General features: G+C 45.2%; 24 protein-coding genes and 10 tRNA genes. 28 read left to right on the top strand and 6 right to left on the bottom strand.

Annotated features, from left to right (window positions below; all coding sequences use genetic code 11):
* Window positions 1-42: 42 nt before the first annotated feature.
* From N5E84_RS11655 to rsgA, 3 genes are all read right to left on the bottom strand, one after another.
* Window positions 43-1,458 carry an SLC13 family permease gene (locus N5E84_RS11655; protein ID WP_064624225.1) on the bottom strand — a complete coding sequence of 472 codons (1,416 nt, stop codon included), beginning with the start codon at window positions 1,456-1,458 and terminating at the stop codon, window positions 43-45.
* A 213-nt stretch (window positions 1,459-1,671) separates the two neighbouring features.
* On the bottom strand, window positions 1,672-2,529 hold the full coding sequence (gene asd, locus N5E84_RS11650; RefSeq protein WP_013857937.1) for an archaetidylserine decarboxylase: 858 nt from the start codon (window positions 2,527-2,529) through the stop codon (window positions 1,672-1,674).
* A 175-nt stretch (window positions 2,530-2,704) separates the two neighbouring features.
* Window positions 2,705-3,766, bottom strand: coding sequence for a small ribosomal subunit biogenesis GTPase RsgA (rsgA, locus tag N5E84_RS11645; RefSeq protein WP_013857936.1), 1,062 nt, complete (start codon window positions 3,764-3,766; stop codon window positions 2,705-2,707).
* A gap of 154 nt (window positions 3,767-3,920) precedes the next feature.
* Here rsgA and orn point away from each other — a divergent pair, with 154 nt between their 5' ends.
* The 11 genes from orn (at window position 3,921) to N5E84_RS11590 (ending at window position 6,336) form a co-directional block, all read left to right on the top strand.
* Window positions 3,921-4,466 carry an oligoribonuclease gene (gene orn, locus N5E84_RS11640; protein WP_010318948.1) on the top strand — a complete coding sequence of 182 codons (546 nt, stop codon included), beginning with the start codon at window positions 3,921-3,923 and terminating at the stop codon, window positions 4,464-4,466.
* Between the two features lie 175 nt (window positions 4,467-4,641).
* Window positions 4,642-4,717 (top strand) — tRNA-Gly (locus N5E84_RS11635).
* A gap of 160 nt (window positions 4,718-4,877) precedes the next feature.
* Window positions 4,878-4,954 (top strand) — tRNA-Met (locus N5E84_RS11630).
* 33 nt (window positions 4,955-4,987) lie between these two features.
* A tRNA-Gly gene (locus tag N5E84_RS11625) sits at window positions 4,988-5,063 on the top strand.
* Window positions 5,064-5,216: 153 nt separating this feature from the next.
* A tRNA-Met gene (locus N5E84_RS11620) sits at window positions 5,217-5,293 on the top strand.
* 33 nt (window positions 5,294-5,326) lie between these two features.
* Window positions 5,327-5,402 (top strand) — tRNA-Gly (locus tag N5E84_RS11615).
* A gap of 153 nt (window positions 5,403-5,555) precedes the next feature.
* Window positions 5,556-5,632: transfer RNA gene (locus N5E84_RS11610), tRNA-Met, on the top strand.
* Window positions 5,633-5,813: 181 nt separating this feature from the next.
* A tRNA-Met gene (locus N5E84_RS11605) sits at window positions 5,814-5,890 on the top strand.
* A gap of 33 nt (window positions 5,891-5,923) precedes the next feature.
* Window positions 5,924-5,999 (top strand) — tRNA-Gly (locus N5E84_RS11600).
* 160 nt (window positions 6,000-6,159) lie between these two features.
* Window positions 6,160-6,236: transfer RNA gene (locus N5E84_RS11595), tRNA-Met, on the top strand.
* Window positions 6,237-6,269: 33 nt separating this feature from the next.
* Window positions 6,270-6,336: transfer RNA gene (locus N5E84_RS11590), tRNA-Gly, on the top strand.
* 559 nt (window positions 6,337-6,895) lie between these two features.
* Here N5E84_RS11590 and queG read toward each other — a convergent pair.
* Window positions 6,896-8,026, bottom strand: coding sequence for a tRNA epoxyqueuosine(34) reductase QueG (queG, locus tag N5E84_RS11585; protein ID WP_029388111.1), 1,131 nt, complete (start codon window positions 8,024-8,026; stop codon window positions 6,896-6,898).
* Between the two features lie 220 nt (window positions 8,027-8,246).
* Between queG and tsaE the strand changes: the two genes are divergently transcribed.
* The 9 genes from tsaE to N5E84_RS11540 all read left to right on the top strand — a co-directional run bounded on the left by tsaE (window position 8,247) and on the right by N5E84_RS11540 (window position 17,635).
* On the top strand, window positions 8,247-8,711 hold the full coding sequence (gene tsaE, locus N5E84_RS11580; protein WP_019281683.1) for a tRNA (adenosine(37)-N6)-threonylcarbamoyltransferase complex ATPase subunit type 1 TsaE: 465 nt from the start codon (window positions 8,247-8,249) through the stop codon (window positions 8,709-8,711).
* Window positions 8,705-10,426: an N-acetylmuramoyl-L-alanine amidase gene (locus N5E84_RS11575; RefSeq protein ID WP_019281684.1), complete on the top strand. Its 1,722-nt coding sequence runs from the start codon at window positions 8,705-8,707 to the stop codon at window positions 10,424-10,426. The genes tsaE and N5E84_RS11575 overlap by 7 nt, the downstream gene beginning before the upstream one ends.
* A gap of 2 nt (window positions 10,427-10,428) precedes the next feature.
* Entirely contained in the window at window positions 10,429-12,411 is a 1,983-nt protein-coding gene (gene mutL, locus N5E84_RS11570; RefSeq protein ID WP_019281685.1) for a DNA mismatch repair endonuclease MutL, read from the top strand.
* Window positions 12,412-12,426: 15 nt separating this feature from the next.
* Window positions 12,427-13,374, top strand: a complete 948-nt coding sequence (gene miaA, locus N5E84_RS11565) for a tRNA (adenosine(37)-N6)-dimethylallyltransferase MiaA (protein WP_029388112.1) — start codon at window positions 12,427-12,429, stop codon at window positions 13,372-13,374.
* A 181-nt stretch (window positions 13,375-13,555) separates the two neighbouring features.
* Entirely contained in the window at window positions 13,556-13,822 is a 267-nt protein-coding gene (gene hfq / locus N5E84_RS11560; RefSeq protein ID WP_013857931.1) for an RNA chaperone Hfq, read from the top strand.
* 41 nt (window positions 13,823-13,863) lie between these two features.
* Window positions 13,864-15,153, top strand: coding sequence for a ribosome rescue GTPase HflX (gene hflX / locus N5E84_RS11555; RefSeq protein WP_010318941.1), 1,290 nt, complete (start codon window positions 13,864-13,866; stop codon window positions 15,151-15,153).
* Between the two features lie 45 nt (window positions 15,154-15,198).
* Window positions 15,199-16,392, top strand: a complete 1,194-nt coding sequence (hflK, locus tag N5E84_RS11550; RefSeq protein ID WP_013857930.1) for an FtsH protease activity modulator HflK — start codon at window positions 15,199-15,201, stop codon at window positions 16,390-16,392.
* Window positions 16,393-16,394: 2 nt separating this feature from the next.
* The gene (gene hflC / locus N5E84_RS11545) at window positions 16,395-17,375 is read left to right on the top strand and encodes a protease modulator HflC (RefSeq protein ID WP_013857929.1); all 981 of its coding nucleotides are present in this window, start codon (window positions 16,395-16,397) and stop codon (window positions 17,373-17,375) included.
* A 71-nt stretch (window positions 17,376-17,446) separates the two neighbouring features.
* Window positions 17,447-17,635 carry a DUF2065 domain-containing protein gene (locus N5E84_RS11540; RefSeq protein WP_017045795.1) on the top strand — a complete coding sequence of 63 codons (189 nt, stop codon included), beginning with the start codon at window positions 17,447-17,449 and terminating at the stop codon, window positions 17,633-17,635.
* A 64-nt stretch (window positions 17,636-17,699) separates the two neighbouring features.
* Here the strand turns inward: N5E84_RS11540 and N5E84_RS11535 are convergent, their stop codons facing one another.
* Both N5E84_RS11535 and N5E84_RS11530 read right to left on the bottom strand, forming a co-directional pair.
* On the bottom strand, window positions 17,700-17,927 hold the full coding sequence (locus tag N5E84_RS11535) for a SlyX family protein (RefSeq protein ID WP_010318937.1): 228 nt from the start codon (window positions 17,925-17,927) through the stop codon (window positions 17,700-17,702).
* 2 nt (window positions 17,928-17,929) lie between these two features.
* Window positions 17,930-18,910, bottom strand: a complete 981-nt coding sequence (locus N5E84_RS11530) for a WD40 repeat domain-containing protein (protein WP_029388113.1) — start codon at window positions 18,908-18,910, stop codon at window positions 17,930-17,932.
* A gap of 139 nt (window positions 18,911-19,049) precedes the next feature.
* Between N5E84_RS11530 and fkpA the strand changes: the two genes are divergently transcribed.
* From fkpA to fusA, 8 genes are all read left to right on the top strand, one after another.
* Window positions 19,050-19,838 (top strand): FKBP-type peptidyl-prolyl cis-trans isomerase, encoded by a 789-nt coding sequence (gene fkpA, locus N5E84_RS11525; RefSeq protein ID WP_010318935.1) that lies wholly within the window; start codon window positions 19,050-19,052, stop codon window positions 19,836-19,838.
* A gap of 185 nt (window positions 19,839-20,023) precedes the next feature.
* Entirely contained in the window at window positions 20,024-20,743 is a 720-nt protein-coding gene (locus N5E84_RS11520; protein ID WP_013857924.1) for a transcriptional regulator, read from the top strand.
* A complete protein-coding gene (gene tusD / locus N5E84_RS11515; protein ID WP_010318933.1) occupies window positions 20,737-21,141 on the top strand; it encodes a sulfurtransferase complex subunit TusD in 405 nt (134 codons plus the stop codon). The genes N5E84_RS11520 and tusD overlap by 7 nt, the downstream gene beginning before the upstream one ends.
* Window positions 21,138-21,494 (top strand): sulfurtransferase complex subunit TusC, encoded by a 357-nt coding sequence (gene tusC / locus N5E84_RS11510; RefSeq protein WP_013857923.1) that lies wholly within the window; start codon window positions 21,138-21,140, stop codon window positions 21,492-21,494. Before tusD ends, tusC begins: the two co-directional genes overlap by 4 nt.
* A 9-nt stretch (window positions 21,495-21,503) precedes the next feature.
* Window positions 21,504-21,779: a sulfurtransferase complex subunit TusB gene (gene tusB, locus N5E84_RS11505; RefSeq protein ID WP_013857922.1), complete on the top strand. Its 276-nt coding sequence runs from the start codon at window positions 21,504-21,506 to the stop codon at window positions 21,777-21,779.
* Between the two features lie 182 nt (window positions 21,780-21,961).
* Window positions 21,962-22,336, top strand: a complete 375-nt coding sequence (rpsL, locus tag N5E84_RS11500; protein WP_010318930.1) for a 30S ribosomal protein S12 — start codon at window positions 21,962-21,964, stop codon at window positions 22,334-22,336.
* A gap of 96 nt (window positions 22,337-22,432) precedes the next feature.
* Window positions 22,433-22,903 (top strand): 30S ribosomal protein S7, encoded by a 471-nt coding sequence (rpsG, locus tag N5E84_RS11495; protein ID WP_013857921.1) that lies wholly within the window; start codon window positions 22,433-22,435, stop codon window positions 22,901-22,903.
* A 75-nt stretch (window positions 22,904-22,978) separates the two neighbouring features.
* Window positions 22,979-25,075, top strand: a complete 2,097-nt coding sequence (fusA, locus tag N5E84_RS11490) for an elongation factor G (RefSeq protein WP_010318928.1) — start codon at window positions 22,979-22,981, stop codon at window positions 25,073-25,075.
* Window positions 25,076-25,131: the final 56 nt, after the last annotated feature.

The following is a 25,131-nucleotide window of genomic DNA, read 5'->3' as shown; positions in this document are numbered from 1 at the left end:
CATTCAGTCTTGACGCTCAATGCAAGTCGCAGTGACCAAAGGTTAGGTCAGTAATAGCGCGGCAGCATAGACAATGCACAAGCCAACAACGCCAATAATCAGACCTGTTTTGGCCATGTCTTTACTCTCAATAAGCCCGGTAGAATAGGCCAGTGAGTTCGGTGGTGTTGAGACAGGTAAAATCATACCCAGTGAGGCAGAAAAGGCGACAACCACTAACAAACTTTGTATACCACCAATACTGGCCAAGCTTTCCATGGATGTGCCAATTGCGGCGGCGATCGGCATGAGTAAGTTAGCGGTCGCGGTATTGGACATGAAGTTTGCCATGAGCCAACAAACGAGCGACAGGGTGATGACGACCGAGATAGGCGATAGAGAACTGTAATCAATCGCGTGAGCTAATGCTGAAGCGAGCCCTGTTTTATCTAGCCCAATTCCAATCGCTATCCCGCCAGCCACTAGCCATAAGACGTCCCAGTTGATCTGTTTCAGTTCCTCTTTACCCATAATGCCGGTGAGTGTAAAAACCGCCAAAGGAATAATAGATACCACATAGGTGTTCATGCCGTGTAGAGAGGTGGTCATCCACAGCACTATGGTGGCAGCAAAAGTAATGTAGACCACGATTGCACGCCAATTTTTTTGGAATGTTCCGTTTAGTTTCAGCACCATCTGTTTTTCTGAAGAGGGAAACAGTTTTTGTAGCAAAAACCAAGCTAACGTGAGCTGAATAATCACAAACGGCAAGCCCATCATCATCCAAGAAAAGAAATCAATGCTATTGCTTCCGGTGAGATATTGCAGCGCGATCGCATTGGGTGGCGTACCGATAGGCGTGGCAATACCACCGGTGTTCGCTGCAATCGGAATGCAGAGCACTAAGGCTTTGATGCCTAAATCCCCTTTTGGAGCTGAAGCGACGATCGGCCCGAGCAGCGCCAGCATCATCACAGTAGTCGCGGTATTGGACATAAACATAGAAAATACCGCAGTGATCAACATTAGCCCCAGCATAATAAAGCGGGGTTGAGTACCAAAAGGTTTGAGTAAAACTCGGGCTAAGTTGTTGTCCAATTCATATTTAGAAGCAGCAATCGCCAGTGCAAAGCCGCCCATGAACAAGATAATAATCGGTGAAGAGAAAGCGCTGAAAATATCGGTGTACTTCATTAACTCGCCGATATCATGCCCAGCGGGGGGCGAACGAAAGAGATGCAAGCCTTTATCTGAAATCATCACCAATTCGAGCGCAATGATCAAAATGGAGGTGGCAAATACAGGAACTGGCTCCAATACCCAAAGCAGAGCAGCCAATAAAAAAATAGCCAGTAATCGATGTTGAATTAAGGTTAAGTCATCAATCGGTATTGCATCAATGGGCATCAGTAAAACACCGATGGGCAGCAAAAAGCAGATCGCAAGCTTTATCAGCATTCCGGTATTCATGGTAGGCATATCACATGACCTTCATTAGGTTAACTTGAAGTAATTAGCGTAAATGATATGTGAATGAAGGTCTTAGACGCGGCTTGAAATTTTGAGTTTTAGCGAAGGAATATGCAGCAGCTTTGTTTTTTATCAATAAAGAAAAAAAGCGAAATATCTAGAGGCGTTAGCTCTGAACATGCAGAGCTAACGCATTTTGCAGGGAACATTAAGAGATGGCGATTAACGTTGCTGTGCGTATGGAGTACCCATAACCGTTGTAGCATTGTGTTGCATAGACTCATCAAAGCGAATTTTATCTTTTGCAAACAGGTTGATCACTGTTGAGCCTAGCTTAAAGCGACCCATCTCTTGTCCTTTTTTCAGTACAACAGAGGTATTGCCTTGGGCTGGATAATCCCAGCGATAAACGGTATTGCCGCGCGGAGGTGTTACAGTACCTGACCAAACTAGCTCAATACTGCCAACAATGGTCGCTCCGACAAGCACTTGTGCCATTGGGCCAAACTCAGTATCAAAAATACACACCACGCGCTCATTGCGAGCAAACAGGTTCGGTACATTTTCGGCGGTTAGTGGGTTAACCGAGAAAAGATCGCCCGGAACATAAATCATTTGACGTAACACGCCATCGCAAGGCATGTGTACGCGGTGGTAGTCGCGAGGTGATAAATAAAGTGTGGCAAATTCGCCATCTTCAAACTCTTGCGCCAGCTTGGCATCACCACCGAGCAGTTCTACCGCTGTAAAATGGTGGCCTTTCGCTTGGATCAGCTTGCCATCTTGAATTGGCCCGAATTGACTAACGCAAGCATCGGCCGGATGGGTGATTAAGCTATCACCGTCACTGATTGGCCGAGCATCGGCTTTCAATTCACGAACAAAGAATTCATTGAATGTTTTGAAATGGCTAGGATCTGAATGCAGAGCCTCATCCATGTTGACATTATATTGTTTAATAAACCAACGAATGACTGCAGTGGTTAGACCGCCAGCTTTCGCTGATGCGAGTTTACCCATCAGGCGTGTTAAGCCATGTTGTGGGATCCAGTATTGCAGTCCAACTTTAATTTTATCCATTGTCTCTGATTCCAATGTTAACTGTATGTTCTTCACTTTGAGCGCGAGATGTTACTGAAAAACTCTCACCATGTCAGCAGTTAGTCACCATTGCTTACGGATTATTCGATGGCGACAGATAAAAAATTTATCGATCAAGTCTGCGGACATTTGCCGGGGTAAAACTCGATGCTATTTATAAATCCGCTTTTTTGTTACGCGAATATTGGCGGTTAGCTTTGTTTTCCGACATGCTTTCTAAAATTCGGTGGTAGTTCTCAAAGCGCGTGTTACTAATATCACCTTTTTCCACGGCTTCACGTAGTAAGCAACCCGGATCGTCAGCGTGTTTACAGTCTCTAAACTTACAGCCGCCTAAGAAGGGACGAAATTCGACAAAGGCTTCAGTGATCGCTTCAGCTTCCAAGTGCCATAAACCAAATTCACGCACTCCCGGCGAGTCGATCAAATCACCGCCTGTAGGGATATGGTACAAGCGAGCCGCAGTGGTGGTATGTTGACCAAGTCCAGATGCTTGAGAAACTTCACCTTCTTCAATTTCATCTTCCAAATTTGGCATTAATGCGTTCACTAGGCTGGATTTACCAACGCCAGATTGACCAACAAATATGTTGATCCGTCCGCCAAGTTCCGCTTCTAACTCAGCAATCCCTTCACCGCTTTTTTTGCTGACAAAAAGCACTTTGTAGCCAATGCGTTCGTACACACGTAACGACTCTTGATATTGGTTACGCAATTCATCGCTGAGTAAATCAATCTTATTCAGTACCACTAGTGGCGCAATATTCACGGTTTCTGAAGCGATCAAATAACGGTCGATGATATTAAGTGACAGTTCCGGCAGTACGGATGACACAATGACCATCTGATCAATGTTTGCCGCGACTGGTTTCAAACCGTCGTAATAATCTGGACGAGTCAGAACCGATTTGCGCGGTTCAACCGCTTCGACAACGCCAGAGATACCCGCCATCGATTCGAGTCCAGGTCGCCAAATAACACGATCTCCTGAGACCAGCGTTTCAATGCCTCGGCGTAAATTACAGCGGTGGATGGTGTGAGTCTCTAAATCTTCAACATCGGCATGTTGGCCAAAACGAGTAATCACTAACCCAGTTTTTGCAGTGCCGAGCATGGCTTCATCCCACGAAACTGTGTCCTCTTTTTTGAGTCGTTTACTCTGATTATTACGAACGCGTCGTACTTGACCTTTCGTCAGCTTCTTTTTCTTTGCCACGATTATCTACTTCATGATTATGATACGTTTTGATCCAACGTTGAGATTTTACTCAAAATCATACCGTTTGGATCCAATGTCCAAAGGTATCTTGGGGATCTGAATTTGGGTATAGTACCTTTTTTATCTGCAAACCAATATAGGCAACGTATTTATGTCTTTTAGCGATCAAAACTTGATTTGGGTTGATCTTGAGATGACAGGCTTAGACCCTGAAACTCACAAAATTATCGAGATTGCCACCATTGTGACTGATAGTGAGTTGAACATTTTGGCTGAAGGCCCAGTGTTGGCTGTTCATCAATCAGAAGCTGAATTGGCTAAAATGGATGAATGGTGCACCACCACACATACCAAAAGCGGTTTGGTCGAGCGAGTACGTCATGACTCAGTGACACAACAAGAAGCGGTTGAACAGACCATTACGTTTTTGGAAAAGTGGGTGCCTAAAGGTAAATCTCCGATTTGTGGCAACAGTATTGGGCAAGATCGCCGCTTTCTTTATAAACATATGCCTGAGCTGGAAGCCTACTTCCATTACCGTTATGTGGATGTCAGTACGCTAAAAGAGCTGACTCGCCGTTGGAAGCCAGAAGTATTGGATGGCTTTTCTAAGCAAGGTAGCCACCTGGCTTTAGATGATATTCGTGAGTCTATTGCTGAGCTTCAGTACTACCGTAAGACCATATTCAGTATTTAATTTTCAGAACGGCATTTTTTGGTGATGGCGTGTTAACCAGTTTTTGTGATTAATACGCCATATTTGCGTTCTTTTTCGTCAAAAAAAAAAAAAAAGATTTTTTGCCAGTAAGGGCTTGCATCATAAGAAAATGCTCTTATAATTCGCAGCCCTGAACAACGGAAACGTTGTGAATGCGACACTAGCTCAGTTGGTAGAGCGCAACCTTGCCAAGGTTGAGGTCACGAGTTCGAACCTCGTGTGTCGCTCCAAATTCTTTTCGAAGAAAAGAATAGCGCCGCACAACCTAGTTAAGGTTGAGGTCACGCCTCTTTGTTTAAAGAAAGTGAACCTCGTGTGTCGCTCCACTTTTTTTGTTAGAAAGTGAACAGGTTTAAGTTTTCATCGTACTTAACGGTGACACAATACGGACGCGGGGTGGAGCAGCTTGGTAGCTCGTCGGGCTCATAACCCGAAGGTCGTTGGTTCAAATCCAGCCCCCGCAACCAAATTTAGATTAAGCGTAAATACGATTAATCATTGCGACACTAGCTCAGTTGGTAGAGCGCAACCTTGCCAAGGTTGAGGTCACGAGTTCGAACCTCGTGTGTCGCTCCAAATTCTTTTCGAAGAAAAGAATCGCGCAGCACAACCTAGTTAAGGTTGAGGTCACGACTCTTTGTTTAAAGAAAGTGAACCTCGTGTGTCGCTACAAATTCTCTTGTTAGAGAGTATAAGTTTTCATCGTACTTAACGGTGACACAATACGGACGCGGGGTGGAGCAGCTTGGTAGCTCGTCGGGCTCATAACCCGAAGGTCGTTGGTTCAAATCCAGCCCCCGCAACCAAATTTAGATTAAGCGTAAATACGATTAATCATTGCGACACTAGCTCAGTTGGTAGAGCGCAACCTTGCCAAGGTTGAGGTCACGAGTTCGAACCTCGTGTGTCGCTCCAAATTCTTTTCGAAGAAAAGAATCGCGCAGCACAACCTAGTTAAGGTTGAGGTCACGACTCTTTGTTTAAAGAAAGTGAACCTCGTGTGTCGCTACAAATTCTCTTGTTAGAGAGTATAAGTTTTCATCGTACTTAACGGTGACACAATACGGACGCGGGGTGGAGCAGCTTGGTAGCTCGTCGGGCTCATAACCCGAAGGTCGTTGGTTCAAATCCAGCCCCCGCAACCAAATTTAGATTAAGCGTAAATACGATTAATCATTGCGACACTAGCTCAGTTGGTAGAGCGCAACCTTGCCAAGGTTGAGGTCACGCCTCTTTGTTTAAAGAAAGTGAACTTCGTGTGTCGCTACAAATTCTCTTGTTAGAGAGTGTAAGTTTTCACCGTACTTAACGGTGACACAATACGGACGCGGGGTGGAGCAGCTTGGTAGCTCGTCGGGCTCATAACCCGAAGGTCGTTGGTTCAAATCCAGCCCCCGCAACCAAATTCAGATTAAGCGTAAATACGATTAATCATTGCGACACTAGCTCAGTTGGTAGAGCGCAACCTTGCCAAGGTTGAGGTCACGAGTTCGAACCTCGTGTGTCGCTCCAAATTCTTTTCGAAGAAAAGAATAGCGCCGCACAACCTAGTTAAGGTTGAGGTCACGCCTCTTTGTTTAAAGAAAGTGAACCTCGTGTGTCGCTCCACTTTTTTTGTTAGAAAGTGAACAGGTTTAAGTTTTCATCGTACTTAACGGTGACACAATACGGACGCGGGGTGGAGCAGCTTGGTAGCTCGTCGGGCTCATAACCCGAAGGTCGTTGGTTCAAATCCAGCCCCCGCAACCAAATTTAGATTAAGCGTAAATACGATTAATCATTGCGACACTAGCTCAGTTGGTAGAGTGCAACCTTACCAAGGTTGAGGTAACGGTTATGTGTCGCTCCAGCTCCTTTCAGAGTATTCTCTGAACTCAAACCAGTATTTGGTTTATGCTCTTTCTTTAATGCTGTGAAGCATAACTCCCTAAAATAAAAATAATCTGCGGTTCTAAGCGGATTTATTGCCGTCTTGATAACTTACGTGCTGAATTTCAATACACAGGTTAGTCTCTGTAGAATCTGGCTTTTCGTCGCTATTTATTCTTATTCATTAACAGAGTTATCCACAAAAATCAATTGTGGATAAGTTGGTGTATAACGTGTTTTTAGTGAAGTGCTGGTAAGCGTCAGTGAAAGATCTTTTAATGCGGCTCTGTTCTCTAATCTTGCTGTTTTTCTGTGTAACTAATTGTTTTTAAATTGATTTTTGTTTTTTTATCACCATTAGGTCAACTAACTGTATGATCATTAATATCAAGATCTTTGATCCTTGTCATTAATTGCTGATGTGGCTAACTTTTCTTAATTATAGAAAACAGTGTCGTGTTTAAAATTTTGTCCACAAATTGGTATTTTGAGATACATATCAAAGTCTGTGTTCATTAGTTATGCAATTACCTCATTTTTTACGCATCACGCGGTAACCCTTTCTCGACAATTCGAATTAAGCGCTGCTGCTTCTTATTGCTAGAGCATGCACTCGCTGGCTCCGATGATTTTCGTTTTTGTTCTACTAGCGCCCAATGTATATGTTCGTCTAATAAATCAGACAAGCCTAACCTCGTGTTTAGTGCTGCGATAATGCGTTGTGAATATGGCGCGTTTCCTAAAGCGATGGAAAGATTACGCAACCATTGCTGGTGGCCAATGCGGCGAATAGCCGAACCTTCCATATAACGTAAGAAGGTGGCCTCATCCCAAGCAAACAGTTCAACTAAGTCTGGTTCATCCAGTGCTTGACGGCGATGAAAATCACTTTGTTGAGTGAGGTCGGAAAAGCGATTCCAAGGGCAGACCAACTGGCAATCATCACAGCCGTAAATGCGGTTACCCATTGCCTTGCGAAACTCTTCAGCAATTACGCCATCATATTCTATGGTGAGGTAAGAGATGCATCGGCGAGCATCAACAACACCCTCTTCCACGATGGCTTGTGTAGGGCATGAGGTGATGCAGGCTGTGCATTTGCCACATTGATTACTGCTTGGTGTATCGACCGGCAGCGGCAAATCAATCAGTAATTCACCAAGAAAAAACCAAGAACCACTCTCTTTATCAAGGATAAGCGAATGCTTGCCAGTCCAACCAAGCCCAGCTTTTTGTGCTAAAGGCCGTTCTAGTATTGGTGCGGAGTCCACAAAAGGGCGATAGCCGAGTGCCCCCACTTCTTGTTCAATCTTTTCGCCGAGTTTTTTGAGCTGGTTGCGTACCAGTTTATGGTAGTCACGCCCCAGAGCGTAGCGGCTGATATAAGCGTAATTGGGATTACTCAAATCACTGGCAAACCGAGCATCTGGGGGTAAGTAATTCATGCGTGCGCTGATCACACGGACGGTGCCGGGAAGGAGTTCATGTGGCCTAGCTCGCATCATGCCATGGCGCGCCATCCAGTCCATCTCACCGTGAAATCCAGCATCCAACCATTTCTGCAAAGGCTCTTCGTGCTCACTGAGATCGATATCGCAGATCCCGACCTTTTCGAAGCCAAGTTCACGTGCCCAGATTTTAATTTTGTCTGCCAGAACTTGGTAGTCCATTATCGATGAGCTCGTTGCAAAAAGGGGCGAGGATCTTAACGGATCCTTTATTGAGGATCTAGGAAATGATCGCCTGTGATGTGGATTAAACTGACATAAAAAGCGAGTTTTTTCCTTTTACTTACAGAAGAGAGCTTGTCTCTCAATTCCAACCCAGTTTACTATTCGAGTTCTTTTGATTTTTATATAGTCAATTTTCGACACTTGAGAGCGGTAATTCATGAGTACTAAGATCTTTACCTTAAAAGACGAACAGCAAACGGTAAAATTAGGCGCAGCTTTGGCTAAGCGATGCTCTGCGCAAACCTCGCTTTATTTGCATGGTGATCTCGGTGCTGGAAAAACAACCTTCAGCCGTGGCTTCATCCGCGCATTAGGCCATGTTGGCAACGTCAAGAGCCCGACTTATACCTTAGTTGAACCTTATCAACTAGCCGATTGGCAAGTATACCATTTTGATCTTTATCGCTTGGCCGATCCGGAAGAGTTGGAATTTATGGGCATTCGTGACTATTTCACACCGGATGCGATCTGCCTTGTTGAGTGGCCAGAAAAAGGCAGCGGTCTACTTCCAACCGCAGATATTGACGTTGAGCTACGCTACGATGGCGAACAAAGGCAAGCTTTTCTGAGTGCAAACAGCCCCTATGGATCCTCATTGCTGAGTCAGTTGGAGTTATGTTGAACATCATCCATTTGTTACGAACGATAACTCTATCGCTTGCGGTTTGGGGCTGTGCTTTATTTACTTCAACGACGCACGCGAATGCATTAGAAGGCGTGCGCGTTTGGCCTTCTCCAGATGAAACTCGAGTGGTTATCGATCTCAAAACTGAAGCGGATTATAGCTATTTCACCTTAAGCAGCCCCGAGCGTTTGGTGGTGGATTTAAAAAACACCACGCTTAATACAAAATTGCCGCTTAAAGTCACGGAGAGTCCTGTTCTCAAACAAATTCGCAATAGCTCACCTCCAGAGAAAGGGACGTATCGCTTGGTGTTTGAGTTACAGCGCAAAGTGAACCCTCAGCCATTTAAACTTGCGCCAACGCCGGGTGGTCAGTATGGGCATCGTTTGGTGGTTGATTTACCCCACAATTTGGATAGTGGCAAGGCGACAGTAAAACCAGCCAGCCAAACTAAAGTCAGTCGCGATGCTTCGCAGTTATTAGGAACCGAGGATATCGTGGTGGCTATTGATGCCGGTCATGGCGGAGAAGATCCCGGCTCGATTGGCCCGACCAAAAAATATGAAAAAAATGCCACTTTAAGTATCTCTAAGAAAATCGCGGATCAAATTAACGCCGTTCCGGGAATGAAGGCAGTCATGACACGCAGTGGCGATTATTTTGTCAATCTCAATAAACGTTCTGAAATTGCGCGTCGTAATAAGTCACACCTACTTGTCTCCATTCACGCCGATGCGTTTCATACCCCGCAACCTAGGGGGGGCTCGGTGTTTGTGTTAAATACCAAGCGTGCGAATACGGAAATAGCTCGCTGGGTTGAGAACCACGAACAGCAATCAGAACTGTTAGGTGGGGCTGGTGAAGTGCTGGCAAAAAACAATAGCGATCGAAACGTTAGCCAAACCTTGCTGGACTTGCAATTTAGTCACTCACAAAAAGAGGGTTACAAGGTGGCAACTCATCTGCTAGGCGAAATGGGAAAAGTAGCCCACTTACATAAAGCAGAGCCAGTCAACGCAAGTTTGGCAGTACTTAAGTCGCCCGATATTCCTTCGGTGTTGGTTGAAACAGGTTTTATTTCTAACCCTACCGAGGAACAATTGCTATTTCAGCGCTCGCATCAAGATAAATTGGCTCGCGCATTGGCAACCGCTATTGTCAAGTATTTTGAAGAAAACCCACCCGAGGGCACTCTGTTTGCTAATCGCGGTAAGACGCAAAAGCACAAAGTGCAGCGTGGTGAATCACTCTCGGTTATCGCTAATAAATATGGCACCTCGACTCAAGCATTAATCGCAACCAACAAACTAAAAAATGCCAATTTGTCGATTGGTCAAATCTTAACGATTCCGGCCACGTCAGCTCCGATTCGTGTCCCTGTGGTCAGCAACCCAGTAGAAACGGAAATTGTTACGCATGTGGTGAAATCTGGCGAGTATTTGGGCAAGATAGCGAGCACCTATAAAGTGAGTGTGGATGCGATTAAACGCGAGAATAACTTGCGTTCAGACACCTTAACGCTGGGGCAGAAACTGAAGATAACGGTGAGTTTGAAGGATAAGCCGCTGCGTAAGCATAAAGTTGAAAAAGGTGAGTTTTTGAGCAAAATTGCCAGCCAATATCAAGTGAGTCTGAATAGTATTCGCCAAGTAAACCAACTTCGGTCTGATCAGCTCGCCATAGGGCAAGTGTTGATCATTCCCAATAAGTAGTAATGAGTATGACGATTAAGATTCTACCCGCACGTCTTGCTAACCAAATTGCCGCAGGTGAAGTGGTTGAAAGGCCGGCTTCCGTCGTCAAAGAGCTGGTGGAGAATAGCTTGGATTCGGGCGCCTCTCGTATAGATATCGATATCGAAAAGGGAGGTACGAAGCTTATTCGTGTGCGCGATAACGGACAAGGGATAGTAAAAGAGGAATTGGCGCTCGCTTTAAGCCGCCATGCAACTTCTAAAATTCACACCTTGGATGATTTAGAGGCGATCGTCAGCTTAGGTTTTCGTGGAGAAGCGCTCGCGAGTATTAGCTCAGTCTCTCGGCTTACATTGACGTCTCGTCCAGCCACGCAAGAACAGGCTTGGGCAGCATACAGTGAAGGTCGAGATATGGCGGTTAAGTTGCAGCCAACCGCACACCCGATTGGAACGTCTGTCGAAGTGCTCGATCTGTTCTTTAATACGCCCGCTCGGCGCAAATTTTTACGCACAGAGAAAACAGAATTTACTCACATTGATGAGCTACTAAAACGCATTGCTTTGAGCCGGTTTGATGTCACCATCAATGTGCGCCATAACGGCAAGATGGTACGTCAATATCGAGCGGCTAAAACGGCCGCTCAAGAGGAAAAAAGAATCGCGGCTGTGTGTGGCAACGCTTTTGTTCGCCATATGCTGAACATTGAGTTGGAACATCAAGGGCTTCGCTTGCATGGTTGGATAACGACTCCAGAAGGTGCGCGCCAGCAGAGTGATTTGCAATACTGCTATGTTAATGAGCGGATGATGCGTGACAAGCTGATTAATCATGCTATCCGGCAAAGTTATGAAACCAGCCTGAGAGGCGATCAGTTCGCCACTTATGTACTCTTCATTGAGCTCGATCCCCATCAAGTGGATGTGAATGTCCATCCCGCGAAACATGAGGTGCGTTTCCATCAAGCGCGATTAGTGCATGATTTTATCTATCAAGCACTCAGTAGTGCACTGGCTGAAAGCAAACACATTGAAAAGCCGCAGCTCAAACCATCGGCTTTTCATCAGCCCGATGCGGCGACTGTGGATCGCATTGAGAATGACACTGCAATTGATAGTGTGTGCCAAGAAACTGAGGGGCATAACACCGTTCCAGAGCAAGTGTGGCAAGCGATTGACAACACTCCCGCTTATCCACGAAAAGCTGAGCGAGAAAGCACAACCGCGCACGGCATAGCTGAAACGCCAAAGCGTAGCCATTGGCAGCAAAACGGCTCTCCATCTTCTTCTCGGGCGAAAGCTGAGCGCCAGCCAACGGGCTCACCTTCGAGCGGGGAAGTGAAGCTCTATCAAGAGCTGATGGCAACTCAACCGCCAGCTTCAGCAGTCGAACTTTCTCCTATCGCACATCAAGATCAAGGTGAAATGCTGCAGCTCGAACAGTTGGGTAAAGCTATTGCAGTAATCAAAGGGCAGTACCTGTTAATGGGGTCCAAACAGGGCGTCGTATTGCTTTCTCTTATCAAAGGAGCATGGCTGAAAACTCGCGGCCAATTGCATACCGAACAAGGCGGCTTGAAAAGCCAACCTTTACTCGTGCCGCTCTCCATCAAGCTCTCAGCACAAGAACATCAAGCGTTAGCGCATTGCCAGCCGATGTTGAATACGCTAGGGATTGAGCTTAAAGAACGTCATGGTTCAAGCATCATGGTGATGGGCGTACCTCAACCGTTGAGGCAACAAAACCTGCAAAACTTAATCCCAGATCTGCTATCTTACGTGTCCGCTAATTTTACGGCTGATGATGAACCTATTACGGTGGATCTTGTTGCCGATTGGCTGGCTGAACACATCACTGTGGTAAAAAGTGACTACACTTTGTCTGAAGCCATCCAAATGATTTCGGAACTTGAACAGCTTTGGCAAGGGCAACTTCCTCTTCATGATGCGAGTTTTGTCCGCCCCGTTGATTTTTCCACCACCATAGCGGCCTTGTTGGCATAACGAATTAAAAGAATGATGAATCAAACACAACCATTGGCTCTGTTTTTAATGGGCCCGACCGCATCAGGTAAAACAGATTTGGCGATTCGTTTGCGCCAAAAATACCCAGTGGAAATCATTAGTGTCGACTCGGCGCTGATCTACAAAGGCATGGATATTGGCACCGCCAAACCTAATGCACATGAACTGGCACTCGCACCTCATCGTCTGATCGATATTTTGGATCCAAGTGAAGCCTATTCGGCGGCGGATTTTCGTCGCGATGCATTACTTGCAATGCATGATATTACCGCGCAAGGTAAAATTCCTCTGCTCGTTGGGGGAACTATGTTGTATTACAAGGCTCTACTTGAAGGGCTTTCACCACTTCCTGCGGCTAACCCTGAGATACGGCAACAAATTGAGCAAGAGGCTTTGGCGCATGGTTGGGGTCAGTTACACGATCAATTACAAACGATTGATCCGGTTTCGGCGGCAAGAATTCATCCTAATGATCCACAAAGATTGTCACGAGCATTGGAAGTTTACCGAATTTCAGGTAAAACTCTTACAGAGTTAACTCAAACGAAAGGTGAAAGCCTGCCATTTCGAGTTAAACAGTTTGCTATAGCTCCCAAGGAAAGGGCTGAGCTCCACCGTCGAATCGAACTCAGGTTTGAAAAGATGATCGAAGCTGGATTTGAAGAAGAAATGAAAGCACTTTATGCTCGAAACGATCTTCATCCGGATTTGCCATCGATTCGCTGTGTTGGTTATCGACAGATGTGGGACTATTTGGATGGGAATTGTACGTTAGAGGAAGCGGTATATCGTGGAATCTGTGCAACCCGTCAATTGGCCAAGCGTCAGATCACCTGGTTACGCAGCTGGGATGATTTAACTTGGTTAGATAGCGAAAACATTGATCATGCAGTAGAAACTCTCTCAAATGCCATAGCATCTGATGGAGTTAGCTGTGTATAATGTGATCGCTTTTGCGTGATGTACCCTGTAAAGGATCCGTTACTTGATATTTGGCATTATCGCCGTCATAACAAGTAGCAACGGGGTTTTTATTCATTTAGCTCAGATGCAAAGGCCGCACCAATAATGCAGTGCACCACTAGCTAAATAACTACAACAAAATACAAATAAGGAAAATAAAATGGCTAAGGGGCAATCTCTACAAGACCCATTCTTAAATGCACTACGTCGTGAGCGCATTCCAGTATCCATCTACCTTGTGAACGGAATTAAGCTTCAAGGTCAGATTGAATCCTTTGATCAATTTGTGATCTTACTGAAAAACACAGTCAATCAAATGGTGTATAAGCATGCGATTTCAACGGTTGTTCCTGCACGTGCAGTGAGCCACCATACTGCTGAGCCACGCACTGGGTCTGATCGTCCATCAGACAAATCAGAAGAGTAATTCTCTGATTAGTATTATTTACTTACAAAGGAGTTGGTTGCTTGTTTGACCGTTACGAAGCCGGTGAGCGAGCGGTACTTGTTCATATCAACTTCACGCAAAAGGGTGAGTGGGATGATCTCAGCGAGTGTGAAATGCTGGTTTCTTCTGCTGGAGTGTCGACACTGCAAATTATTACTGGCAGCCGTCAAACTCCACACCCTAAATATTATGTCGGTGAGGGCAAAGCCCAAGAGATAGCGCATGCGGTTCAACTTGTTGAAGCGGATGTGGTGATCTTCAACCACGCCCTTTCTCCTGCCCAAGAACGTAATCTTGAACAACTATGCCAATGTCGAGTGATTGACCGTACTGGCCTCATCCTCGATATTTTTGCCCAACGAGCACGAACCCATGAAGGGAAGTTGCAAGTAGAGCTGGCACAATTGCGCCACATCTCTACACGATTAATTCGTGGTTGGACGCACCTTGAGCGACAAAAAGGCGGTATAGGCTTACGTGGACCTGGTGAAACGCAGCTAGAAACCGACAGACGTTTATTGCGTGAACGTATTAAAGCGATATTACGCCGCTTAGAGAAAGTCGCTAAGCAGCGAGAACAAGGACGCCGAGCTCGAAATCGAGCTGAGATTCCCACCATATCGCTAGTGGGTTATACCAATGCGGGGAAATCAACGTTATTTAATCGCATTACTGAAGCTGGGGTGTATGCAGCCGATCAACTGTTTGCAACCTTAGATCCTACCTTGCGGAAAATCGAATTGGCGGACGTTGGTACTGCCGTTCTCGCTGACACCGTAGGATTTATTCGTCATCTGCCGCACGATTTAGTTGCAGCATTTAAAGCCACGTTACAAGAAACTCAAGAAGCTGACATTTTGTTACATGTTGTTGATGCCAGTGATGAGCGTTTTCGTGAGAATATCAAAGCCGTCCATGATGTATTGGAAGAGATTGACGCCCATGAGGTGCCAACGCTTGTCGTCATGAACAAGATCGATAATCTAGAAGGCCAACAACCTCGCATCGAAAAAGATGATGAGGGAATACCGAGAACCGTGTGGTTATCAGCCATGGATGGACAAGGTATTGATCTGCTTTTCGAAGCATTGACAGAGCGATTAGCGAGTCAAGTCATTCAATATCAATTGTGTATTCCACCACTGCACCAAGGTCGCATTCGTAGTGCATTTTCACAAATGAAATGTATTCAACAAGAAGAATATGATCCAGATGGTAATTTGTTGATTAACATTCGTATGCAGCAAGTTGATTGGTTTAGACTAGAAAAAAGAGAAGAAGCAGTTTTGCGTGACTTTATAGTTACTTAAAGGACTGCTACAGTATAACGTCATATCAAATGATGGAGCTTTCTAATGGCGTGGAATGAGCCCGGTAATAACAACGGCAACAATGGCCGCGATAATGACCCTTGGGGTAATAATCGTGGTGACAAAAATAAAGGTGGCCGTGATCAAGGACCGCCAGATTTGGATGAGGTTTTCAATAAACTGAGCCAGAAACTGGGCGGACGATTTGGTAAGAAAGGCGGTAAAGGCCCTTCATTCTCTGGTGGTAGCGCAATTGGCTTTGGAGTCATTGCAGCAATCGCAGTTGCGGTGTGGTTCTTTTCTGGTTTCTATACGATTGGTGAAGCTGAGCGTGGCGTCGTGCTGCGTTTAGGTAAGTATGATCGCATCGTTGATCCAGGTTTGAACTGGCGTCCTCGCTTTGTTGATGAAGTGACGGCCGTTAACGTACAAGCGATTCGCTCACTACGTGCATCGGGTTTGATGCTAACCAAAGATGAAAACGTGGTCACTGTTGGCATGGATGTACAATATCGCGTGTCTGATCCATACAAGTACTTGTATCGTGTGACTAATGCTGACGATAGCTTACGCCAAGCAACTGACTCAGCATTACGTGCCGTGGTTGGTGATTCTTTGATGGACAGTATCTTAACCAGTGGCCGTCAGCAAATTCGTCAAAGTACCCAAACGACCTTGAATCAAATCATTGATAGCTATGATATGGGCTTAATGATTGTCGATGTCAACTTCCAGTCGGCTCGTCCGCCAGAGCAAGTGAAAGATGCATTCGATGATGCGATTGCGGCGCGAGAAGATGAAGAGCGTTTCATTCGTGAATCTGAAGCGTATAAGAACGAAATCCTGCCTAAAGCAACAGGCCGAGCTGAACGTTTGAAGAAAGAAGCGCAAGGTTATACAGAACGCACGATTAACGAAGCATTGGGTCAAGTGGCACAGTTTGAAAAACTGCTCCCTGAGTATCAAGCCGCGCCAGATGTGACACGTAATCGTCTCTACCTAGATACTATGGAAGAGGTGTATTCAAACACATCTAAAGTGCTAATTGATTCAGAATCCAGTGGCAATATGCTTTATCTACCGTTGGATCGAATTACAGGCCAAGACAGTAAGAATGACACCAAACGTCAAGATAAATCATCATCAACCTATGATCAGATAGAGCTTGATTCACCAACCAGCAGTGATACAGGTAATACACCGTCTCGCTCTAGCAATACACGTCAAGGGAGATACTAGTAATGCGTAAGTTAATGATCCCAGTATTAGTGATTGCACTGGTATTGATGTTGATGTCGCTGTTTGTGATTCCTGAAGGTGAGCGCGGTATTGTTGTCCGTTTCGGTCGTATTCTGAAAGATAACAATGAAATTGCTCGAATCTACGAACCGGGTTTGCATTTTAAAATGCCACTGTTTGATCGAGTAAGAACGTTAGATGCGCGCATCCAAACAATGGATGGCCGCTCTGACCGTTTCGTGACTTCAGAGAAAAAAGATGTGATCATCGATACCTATGTCAAATGGCGTATTGAAGACTTTGGTCAATACTACTTGGCAACGGGTGGTGGCAATGCATTGACGGCACAAGCACTGTTAGAGCGTAAAGTGACAGACATTCTTCGTTCTGAAATCGGTTCTCGTGAAATCAAACAAATTGTTTCAGGCCCACGTAATAAAGATGTCTTGCCGGAAAGTGCTGATGATGAAGTCGTCACGACTGAGGCTGCGAAACAAGCATTGGAAATCGATGGTCAGCGTGACCAAGTGATGGAAAATGTGTTGGAAGATACGCGTAAAGGCGCACTGAAAGATTTAGGCGTGAGAGTGGTTGATTTCCGTATTAAGAAAATCAACCTCCCAGATGAGATCAGTGAGTCTATCTATCGTCGTATGCGTGCTGAACGTGAGTCAGTAGCTCGTAAACACCGCTCTCAAGGTCGTGAAAAAGCCGAAGTTATTCGCGCTCAAGCTGAACTTGAAGTGGCGACTATCTTAGCGGAAGCGGATAAAACGGCTCGCGTAACTCGCGGTGATGCTGATGCTAAAGCAGCGAAGATTTACTCAGATGTGTACAGTAAAGATCCTGAGTTTTACGGGTTCTTACGTTCGCTGAAAGCCTATGAGAAATCATTTAGCGAGAAGAGTGATATCTTGGTGCTTGATCCTAAGAGTGATTTCTTCAAGTACATGAATAACACCAAAGGTTTGACAACGAAATAATTGACCGTTGTTTATTCAAAGGCTCCTTCAGGGAGCCTTTGTCGTTTATTGGCTTTAAGAGAGAAGGCACTATGTCGAATTCAATCTGGCTTGCTGTGGGGCTGGTGTTAATTGCAGAAGGTATTGGACCGTTAATCGCCCCTAATGGCTGGAGAAAGATGGTGGCGGATCTCAGCCAGCAGCCCGATCATCAACTGCGCCGCATCGGTGGTTGTCTCGTCGTTGCTGGGGGCATCATTGCTTACTACTTCGCACGATAGTGATGCACAATAGCGCGGTAACCGATTTATTATGATCAGTTTATCACTATCAGTATGATCACTATCAATAGTGAGGTGGTGGAGTCTCTTCTGATGGATCCGCTAAATGTGAGGCATCCATATTTTTGACTTTACCAGCCACATATTTCATTTGGTCTTGCATTTTCGTTAGCATGAGCTGCTGTGTTGATAATGCTTGATTGAGTTCATCAATGGTTTGTTCTTGGAAAGCAAGTTGGCATTCCAAGTCACTAACACGCTGTTCTAATTGCTGAATATACTTATCGTTCATAACTAATCGTCGAGTTTCCAAGCTTGAGCAATACCTGCAGAGCTTCCGGTAATAATTCGTTGCTGATGATCAAAGGCCGCATCATACACCACCGCAGTGGGTGGGCGAGCATCTTTTAGCGGTTCTACTTCGAATCCTTGCTGTTTTTTACCACTTTGAGTATCCCAAACCGCGACTTGGCTTGAAGGATTCCCTGTCACAAGCAACCTGCCATCATCGGAAAAACGCGCCGTAGAGAAAATCAATTGTCGTGAAAAACTGCGCAATTTCGCCTGTTCCTTACCCAAGGAGAGATCCCAAATAATGGATTGATTACCACCATCGGAGGTAAAGGCTAATTTTCCCTCTCGCTGCAGCGCTACTCGATTCACCCGCTGCTCATGTTCAAACGATCGTAAAATTTGCCCACTTTGCGTATCCCAAAGGTAGGCAAAATAATCATTACCTCCCGTCAGAGCAAAGCGGCCATTGGGCGATAGGGCGACAGAATTCACTTTTTCTCGATGAGCAAGGAACTCTAGTCGACGTCCAGTGACTAAATCGACGTAAATCGCTTTACCATTGGATAAACCGAGCAGAACTTGTTTCCCGTTATTGGCAATGTCAATGTCTCGGATCAGCCCATCGGAGATGGACCACAAACCTTGAGCTTGTGTCCAACCTAAGTCCCATACGGCAAAGTTAATTTGGCTAGCGGTCACGGCAAAACGGCCATTATCGGAGAGTCGAATATGAGAAACGGTATTGGCTTGTGGGTCTTGAGGTCCCAATTCGGCTAAGGTTTTGTTTTGTTCAAGATCCCATAGAACGAGTTGTCTTTGTTTGGAATAGAGTAGCGCAAAACGACCATCGCGGCTTAAACCGAAACTGGTCGAACCGTTTGGTTCTATATCCCAACGTTGTACATCGCTGTTAGAGAAAAAACAGCCATTTAACATCAAGATGACAATGCAACCTAGGATTGAATGAGAAATTATTCGCATCAAGTCTAATTATCCGCTTTGAGTGTAAAGACAATCTATCAACATATCGCTATATTGGTACAACTCTGTTTAGCGCACCAGTTTTTCAACGAAATTTGTGCGTAATAACAAAAGGTTTGCCTACAAATTGGAGAAATAAATGAAATCATTGTTTAAAGTGTCACTGCTTGCGGCAACCGTCATGCTTGCAGTTGGCTGCCAGAAAGATGAAGCCCCGAAAACTGAAGCAGCACCTGCAGCAGAACAAGTACAAACGGAAGCGGGAAAAACGGTTCACTTTAAAACAGAAGATGACAAAGCGGCTTACGCGATTGGCGTCTCTTTTGCAAATTACCTCAGCACCAGCATTGAAAAACCAGCCGAAATTGGTATCAATCTGAATAAAGATCTGGTTCTAAAAGGGATTGAACATGTCTTCGCGGGCAATGCTGAGTTGAGTGAAGAAGAGACACGCGCAGCGCTAGAAGCTCTAGATAAACGCGTTTCTGAAACCATGCAAGCGAAAGCCGCTGAAAAAGCGGCTGCTGCTGAAAAAGCTGGTGACGAATTCCGCGCTGAATTTGAAAAACAAGATGGCGTAAAGAAAACTGAATCTGGTTTACTGTACCAAGTACTGACGCCAGCAAAAGGTGAGTCACCAAAAGAGACCGATACTGTTCAAGTTCATTACAAAGGGACACTGGCTGACGGTACTCAATTTGATAGCTCGTATGATCGTGGTGAGCCAGCGACATTCCCACTCAATCGGGTTATTCCTGGTTGGACAGAAGGTGTGCAACTGATGCAAGTGGGAGCAAAATACAAGTTTGTTATCCCGCCGCAACTGGCTTACGGTGAGCAAGACACACCGACTATTCCAGCAAACTCAACACTTGTGTTTGAAGTGGAGTTGCTAAAAATTGATAACGGTAGCGATGCGGCTAAATAATATCAGCCATTGTTGAACCGTTGTAACCAGCTCAAAGGCCTGATGAATCAGGCCTTTTCTGTCTCTAACGACTCACGAATTAGTTGTTCTAAATCACTTGTTAGTGACTTAACAGAGTTTTCGATTAAAATTTTCTGATAAACTTACGTCAATTTGTTGATTTTTCGCTCTAAGGCTAGATAACAGTGACAACGACAGAAACTTTAAACGCGGATATGTTGCTTGAAATGGAATCCGTGCACGTGATGCCATTTAGTGATCACGATAAAATCATTCTTCGATCTTATGAAGCTGTGGTTGACGGTATCGCCAGCCTGATTGGTCCTTTTTGTGAGATCGTTCTGCACTCATTGGAAGATCTCAATACCTCGGCGATTAAAATTGCCAATGGTGAAAACACGGGACGTCAAGTGGGTTCCCCGATCACCGATCTTGCACTGCGTATGTTGAAAGATATTGAAGGATCGGAGCGTAACTTCTCACGATCGTATTTCTCTCGCGCCAAGGGTGGCGTGTTGATGAAATCGATTACGGTCGCGATTCGTAATGGTGATAACCGAGTCATTGGCTTACTTTGTATCAACGTCAATTTAGATGCTCCGTTCTCACAAGTTCTGCAATCATTCATGCCGACTCAGGAAGCTCAGGAAGCCGCCTCATCGGTTAACTTTGCCAGTGATGTTGAAGAGCTGGTGGATCAGACGGTAGAGCGTACAATTGAAGAGATCAACGCCGATAAATCAGTGTCTAACAATACCAAGAATCGTCAGATTGTGATGGAGTTGTACGACAAAGGCATTTTTGACATCAAAGATGCGATTAACCGCGTAGCTGATCGGCTCAATATCTCTAAACATACTGTCTATCTCTACATTCGCCAACGCAAGACCGGAGATGAATGTTAGTGGAGCCAGTATTGAGTTACACATTATTGGTCAATGGCTCAGTGTATGGCACACAGGCAGCGCGTAGTGCTTATCTGTTTGCCTGTGCATTGCTAGAAAAAGGGCATTCACTCAAGCAAGTATTTTTTTATCAAGATGGTGTTTTCAATGGCTCTGCGATCACCGCGCCTGCGAACGATGAGTTTGATCTTGTGAAAGCATGGCAGAAGCTGTCTACTGAACACCATGTACGCTTAGAAACCTGTGTTGCTGCAGCGTTACGTCGTGGCATTATCAGTGAAAATGAAGCTCAGCAACACCAGCTCACTGCGCATAATTTGGCACAAGGTTTTGCACAAACTGGGTTAGGAAGCTTAGCTGAAGCGTTATTAACTCAAGATCGAGTGGTACAGTTTTGAAAAAAATCGGTTTTGTTTTTCATTCTTCGCCTCATTCTAGTTCGGCTGGAAGAGAAGGGCTGGATGCTGTACTGGCAGCCTCTGCCTATTGTGATGCGATCTCGCTCTTTTTTGTTGGGCTTGGCGTGACGCAAATCGTCGCCAACCAATCACCGCAACAACTGCTTAGCCGTGATTACATCAGTGCGTTTAAACTGCTTGAGTTATACGATATTGAACACCTTTATCTGTGTGAGCAAAGCGTTGAAGAGTTGGGGTTAGCATCGGCTCAATGGGTCATTGATGTTGAAAAAAAATCGCCTCAGCAAATCGCTCAGTTACTTCACGAGTGCGATCAAGTACTAACGTTCTAAGGTGTACCTATGCTGCATATTGTAAAAGACACGGCAAAACTGGCCTTAGCGCAGCGTTATTGTTTGGCTGAGGATAGTATTATCTTGGTTGAAGAAGCGGTTTATATGAGTAACCCTAGTGCGGGCTCTTTTTTACTACTCAACGATCTGAACAGGGTTTATGTCTTACTTGAGGATCTCTGCGCGCGTGGGGTGCAGGATCTCTGCTCAGTACAAATTACCAAAGTGGATTTCTCTGGTTTCGTTGAACTTACTACTAACTATGAAAAATCAATCACTTGGTAGATTTTCTTATCGCTATTACCCCTCTATTACCCACCCTTTACTTATGGTGGTTAAAAAAGATCTGTATATTTCTTGACACACCTCTCACTGCTGCATAGAATTTTGCGTCCCTATTTGTACTAAGTGCACTAGGGACTAGATTTTTCACAAAGCTTACTTTAAGTAAATTCAGGAGCTAGTTAATGGCAACTATTAACCAGTTGGTCCGCAATCCTCGTGTAAAGCAAGTTGTTAAAAGCAACGTGCCAGCACTAGAAGCGTGCCCACAAAAACGTGGTGTATGTACACGTGTTTACACTACTACACCTAAAAAACCTAACTCAGCACTTCGTAAAGTATGTCGTGTTCGTCTAACGAACGGCTTCGAAGTGACTTCGTACATCGGCGGTGAAGGTCACAACCTTCAAGAGCACTCAGTTGTTCTTATCCGTGGCGGTCGTGTAAAAGACCTTCCAGGTGTGCGTTACCACACAATCCGTGGTGCACTTGACTGTGCAGGCGTAAACGACCGTAAACAAGCTCGTTCTAAATACGGTGTGAAACGTCCTAAATCTTAATGGATTTCCGTTAAGTAAGGCCAAACACTAAATTATTTAATTTTTGAAGAAACTGAAAAGTTTTGGATAACCTGAAAAAGACAACGGAGAATATCCATGCCACGTCGTCGCGTTATTGGTCAGCGTAAGATCCTTCCAGATCCAAAGTTCAAGTCTGAACTGCTGGCAAAATTCGTTAACATTCTTATGGTTGACGGTAAAAAATCTACTGCAGAGAAAATTGTTTACACTGCACTAGACACTATGGCTGAGAAATCTGGCAAAGGTCACTTAGCTGTATTTGAAGAAGCTCTTGAAAACGTACGTCCAGCGGTCGAAGTTAAATCTCGCCGCGTGGGTGGTTCAACTTACCAAGTGCCAGTAGAAGTACGTCCGGTTCGCCGTAACGCACTTGCTATGCGTTGGGTAGTTGATGCTGCGCGTAAGCGTGGTGAAAAATCTATGGCTGCTCGCCTAGCTGCTGAAATGCTAGACGCGTCAGAAAATAAAGGTACTGCTGTTAAGAAACGTGAAGACGTTCACCGTATGGCAGAAGCGAACAAAGCATTCGCTCATTACCGCTGGTAATACCTTCTGTGCTGCGAGGTTCTCTCGCAGCACATTTTCATACTCTAAGGATTACCTTAGTAAGAGGATACAATCGTGGCTCGGAAAACTCCTATTGAGCGCTACCGCAACATCGGTATCTGTGCTCACGTAGATGCAGGTAAAACAACCACTACTGAGCGTATTCTGTTCTACACTGGCCTTTCTCACAAAATCGGCGAAGTTCACGATGGTGCTGCAACCATGGACTGGATGGAGCAGGAGCAAGAACGTGGTATCACTATCACTTCTGCTGCTACGACAACCTTCTGGCGTGGTATGGAAGCACAGTTCCAAGATCATCGCGTAAACATCATTGATACCCCAGGACACGTTGACTTTACAATTGAAGTAGAGCGTTCACTTCGTGTGCTTGATGGTGCAGTGGTTGTATTCTGTGGCTCATCTGGTGTTGAACCCCAGTCTGAAACTGTATGGCGTCAAGCTGACAAATACGGTGTTCCTCGCATGGTGTTCGTTAATAAAATGGACCGTGCTGGCGCAGACTTTTTACGCGTTGTAAACCAAATTAAACATCGTCTTGGTGCGACTCCGGTTCCTATTCAATTAAATATTGGTGCGGAAGAAGAGTTCAAAGGTGTCATCGACCTTATCAAGATGAAAGCCATCAACTGGAATGAAGCCGATCAAGGCATGACGTTTACTTACGAAGACATTCCAGAAGATATGCTTGAGTTGGCCGAAGAATGGCACAACAACCTAGTAGAAGCGGCAGCGGAAGCTAGTGAAGAGTTAATGGAAAAGTATCTTGAAGACGGCGAGCTGACAGAAGCGGAAATCAAACAAGCGCTACGGACTCGTACCATTAACAATGAAATCGTATTGGCCACTTGTGGTAGTGCCTTTAAAAATAAAGGCGTACAAGCGGTATTGGATGCGGTTGTTGAATATTTGCCTTCGCCGGTAGATGTACCAGCCATTAAAGGCGTGGATGAAAACGAGAACGAAGTAGAACGTCACGCTGACGACAACGAACCTTTCTCGGCACTTGCATTTAAGATTGCCACTGACCCATTTGTTGGGACATTGACTTTTATGCGTGTTTACTCTGGTGTGGTGAACTCTGGCGATGCCGTTTACAACTCAGTGAAACAGAAAAAAGAACGTTTTGGTCGTATCGTACAGATGCATGCCAACAAACGTGAAGAGATTAAAGAAGTTCGTGCTGGCGATATTGCGGCTGCGATCGGCTTAAAAGATGTCACGACAGGCGATACGCTGTGTAACCCAGACCACAAAGTGGTTCTTGAGCGCATGGAATTCCCTGAGCCAGTGATTCAAATTGCGGTAGAGCCTCGCTCTAAAGCTGACCAAGAAAAAATGGGTATTGCGCTAGGTAAACTGGCGGCGGAAGACCCATCTTTCCGTGTCGAAACCGATAAGGAAACAGGTCAAACGTTGATCTCTGGTATGGGTGAGCTTCACCTAGACATCATTGTTGATCGCATGAAGCGTGAGTTCAGTGTGGACTGTAACGTTGGTAAACCACAAGTGGCTTACCGCGAAACTATCCGTGGAAAAGCGGAAGTAGAAGGCAAGTTCGTTCGTCAATCTGGTGGTCGTGGTCAATATGGTCACGTTTGGCTTAAGATTGAACCTGCGGAACTCGGTGAAGGCTTTGTCTTTGTCGACGAAATCGTTGGTGGTGTGATTCCTAAGGAATACATCAGCTCGGTTGCGAAAGGTATCGAAGAGCAAATGAACAACGGTGTGTTAGCTGGTTATCCGATTCTGGATGTGAAAGCGACATTATTCGATGGTTCATATCATGATGTCGACTCAAGCGAGATGGCGTTTAAGATTGCTGGTTCGATGGCGTTCAAGAAAGGTGCTTTAGAAGCGCAGCCTGTTCTTCTTGAACCAATGATGAAAGTTGAAGTAACTACTCCAGAAGATTGGATGGGTGATGTTGTGGGTGACTTAAACCGTCGTCGCGGCATGATTGAAGGTATGGATGAAGGCCATGCAGGCCTTAAGATTATCCATGCTAGAGTCCCTCTATCGGAAATGTTTGGTTATGCAACAGACTTACGATCTGCCACTCAGGGTCGCGCCTCTTACTCTATGGAGTTTGCAGAGTACGCTGATGTGCCAAAAAATGTTGCAGAAGCAATCATTGCAGAACGTGGTTAACTGTTATTTGTTTAATAACGAATCTATTGCGCTGATGAGAGTTGGCGCATAAAATA

Origin of the sequence: Vibrio sp. J502 (assembly GCF_025397955.1) — a bacterium.
Lineage (GTDB): Bacteria > Pseudomonadota > Gammaproteobacteria > Enterobacterales > Vibrionaceae > Vibrio > Vibrio anguillarum.
Note: the sequence above shows the minus strand (reverse complement) of the source record. Positions and strands in the feature narration are given on the sequence as shown.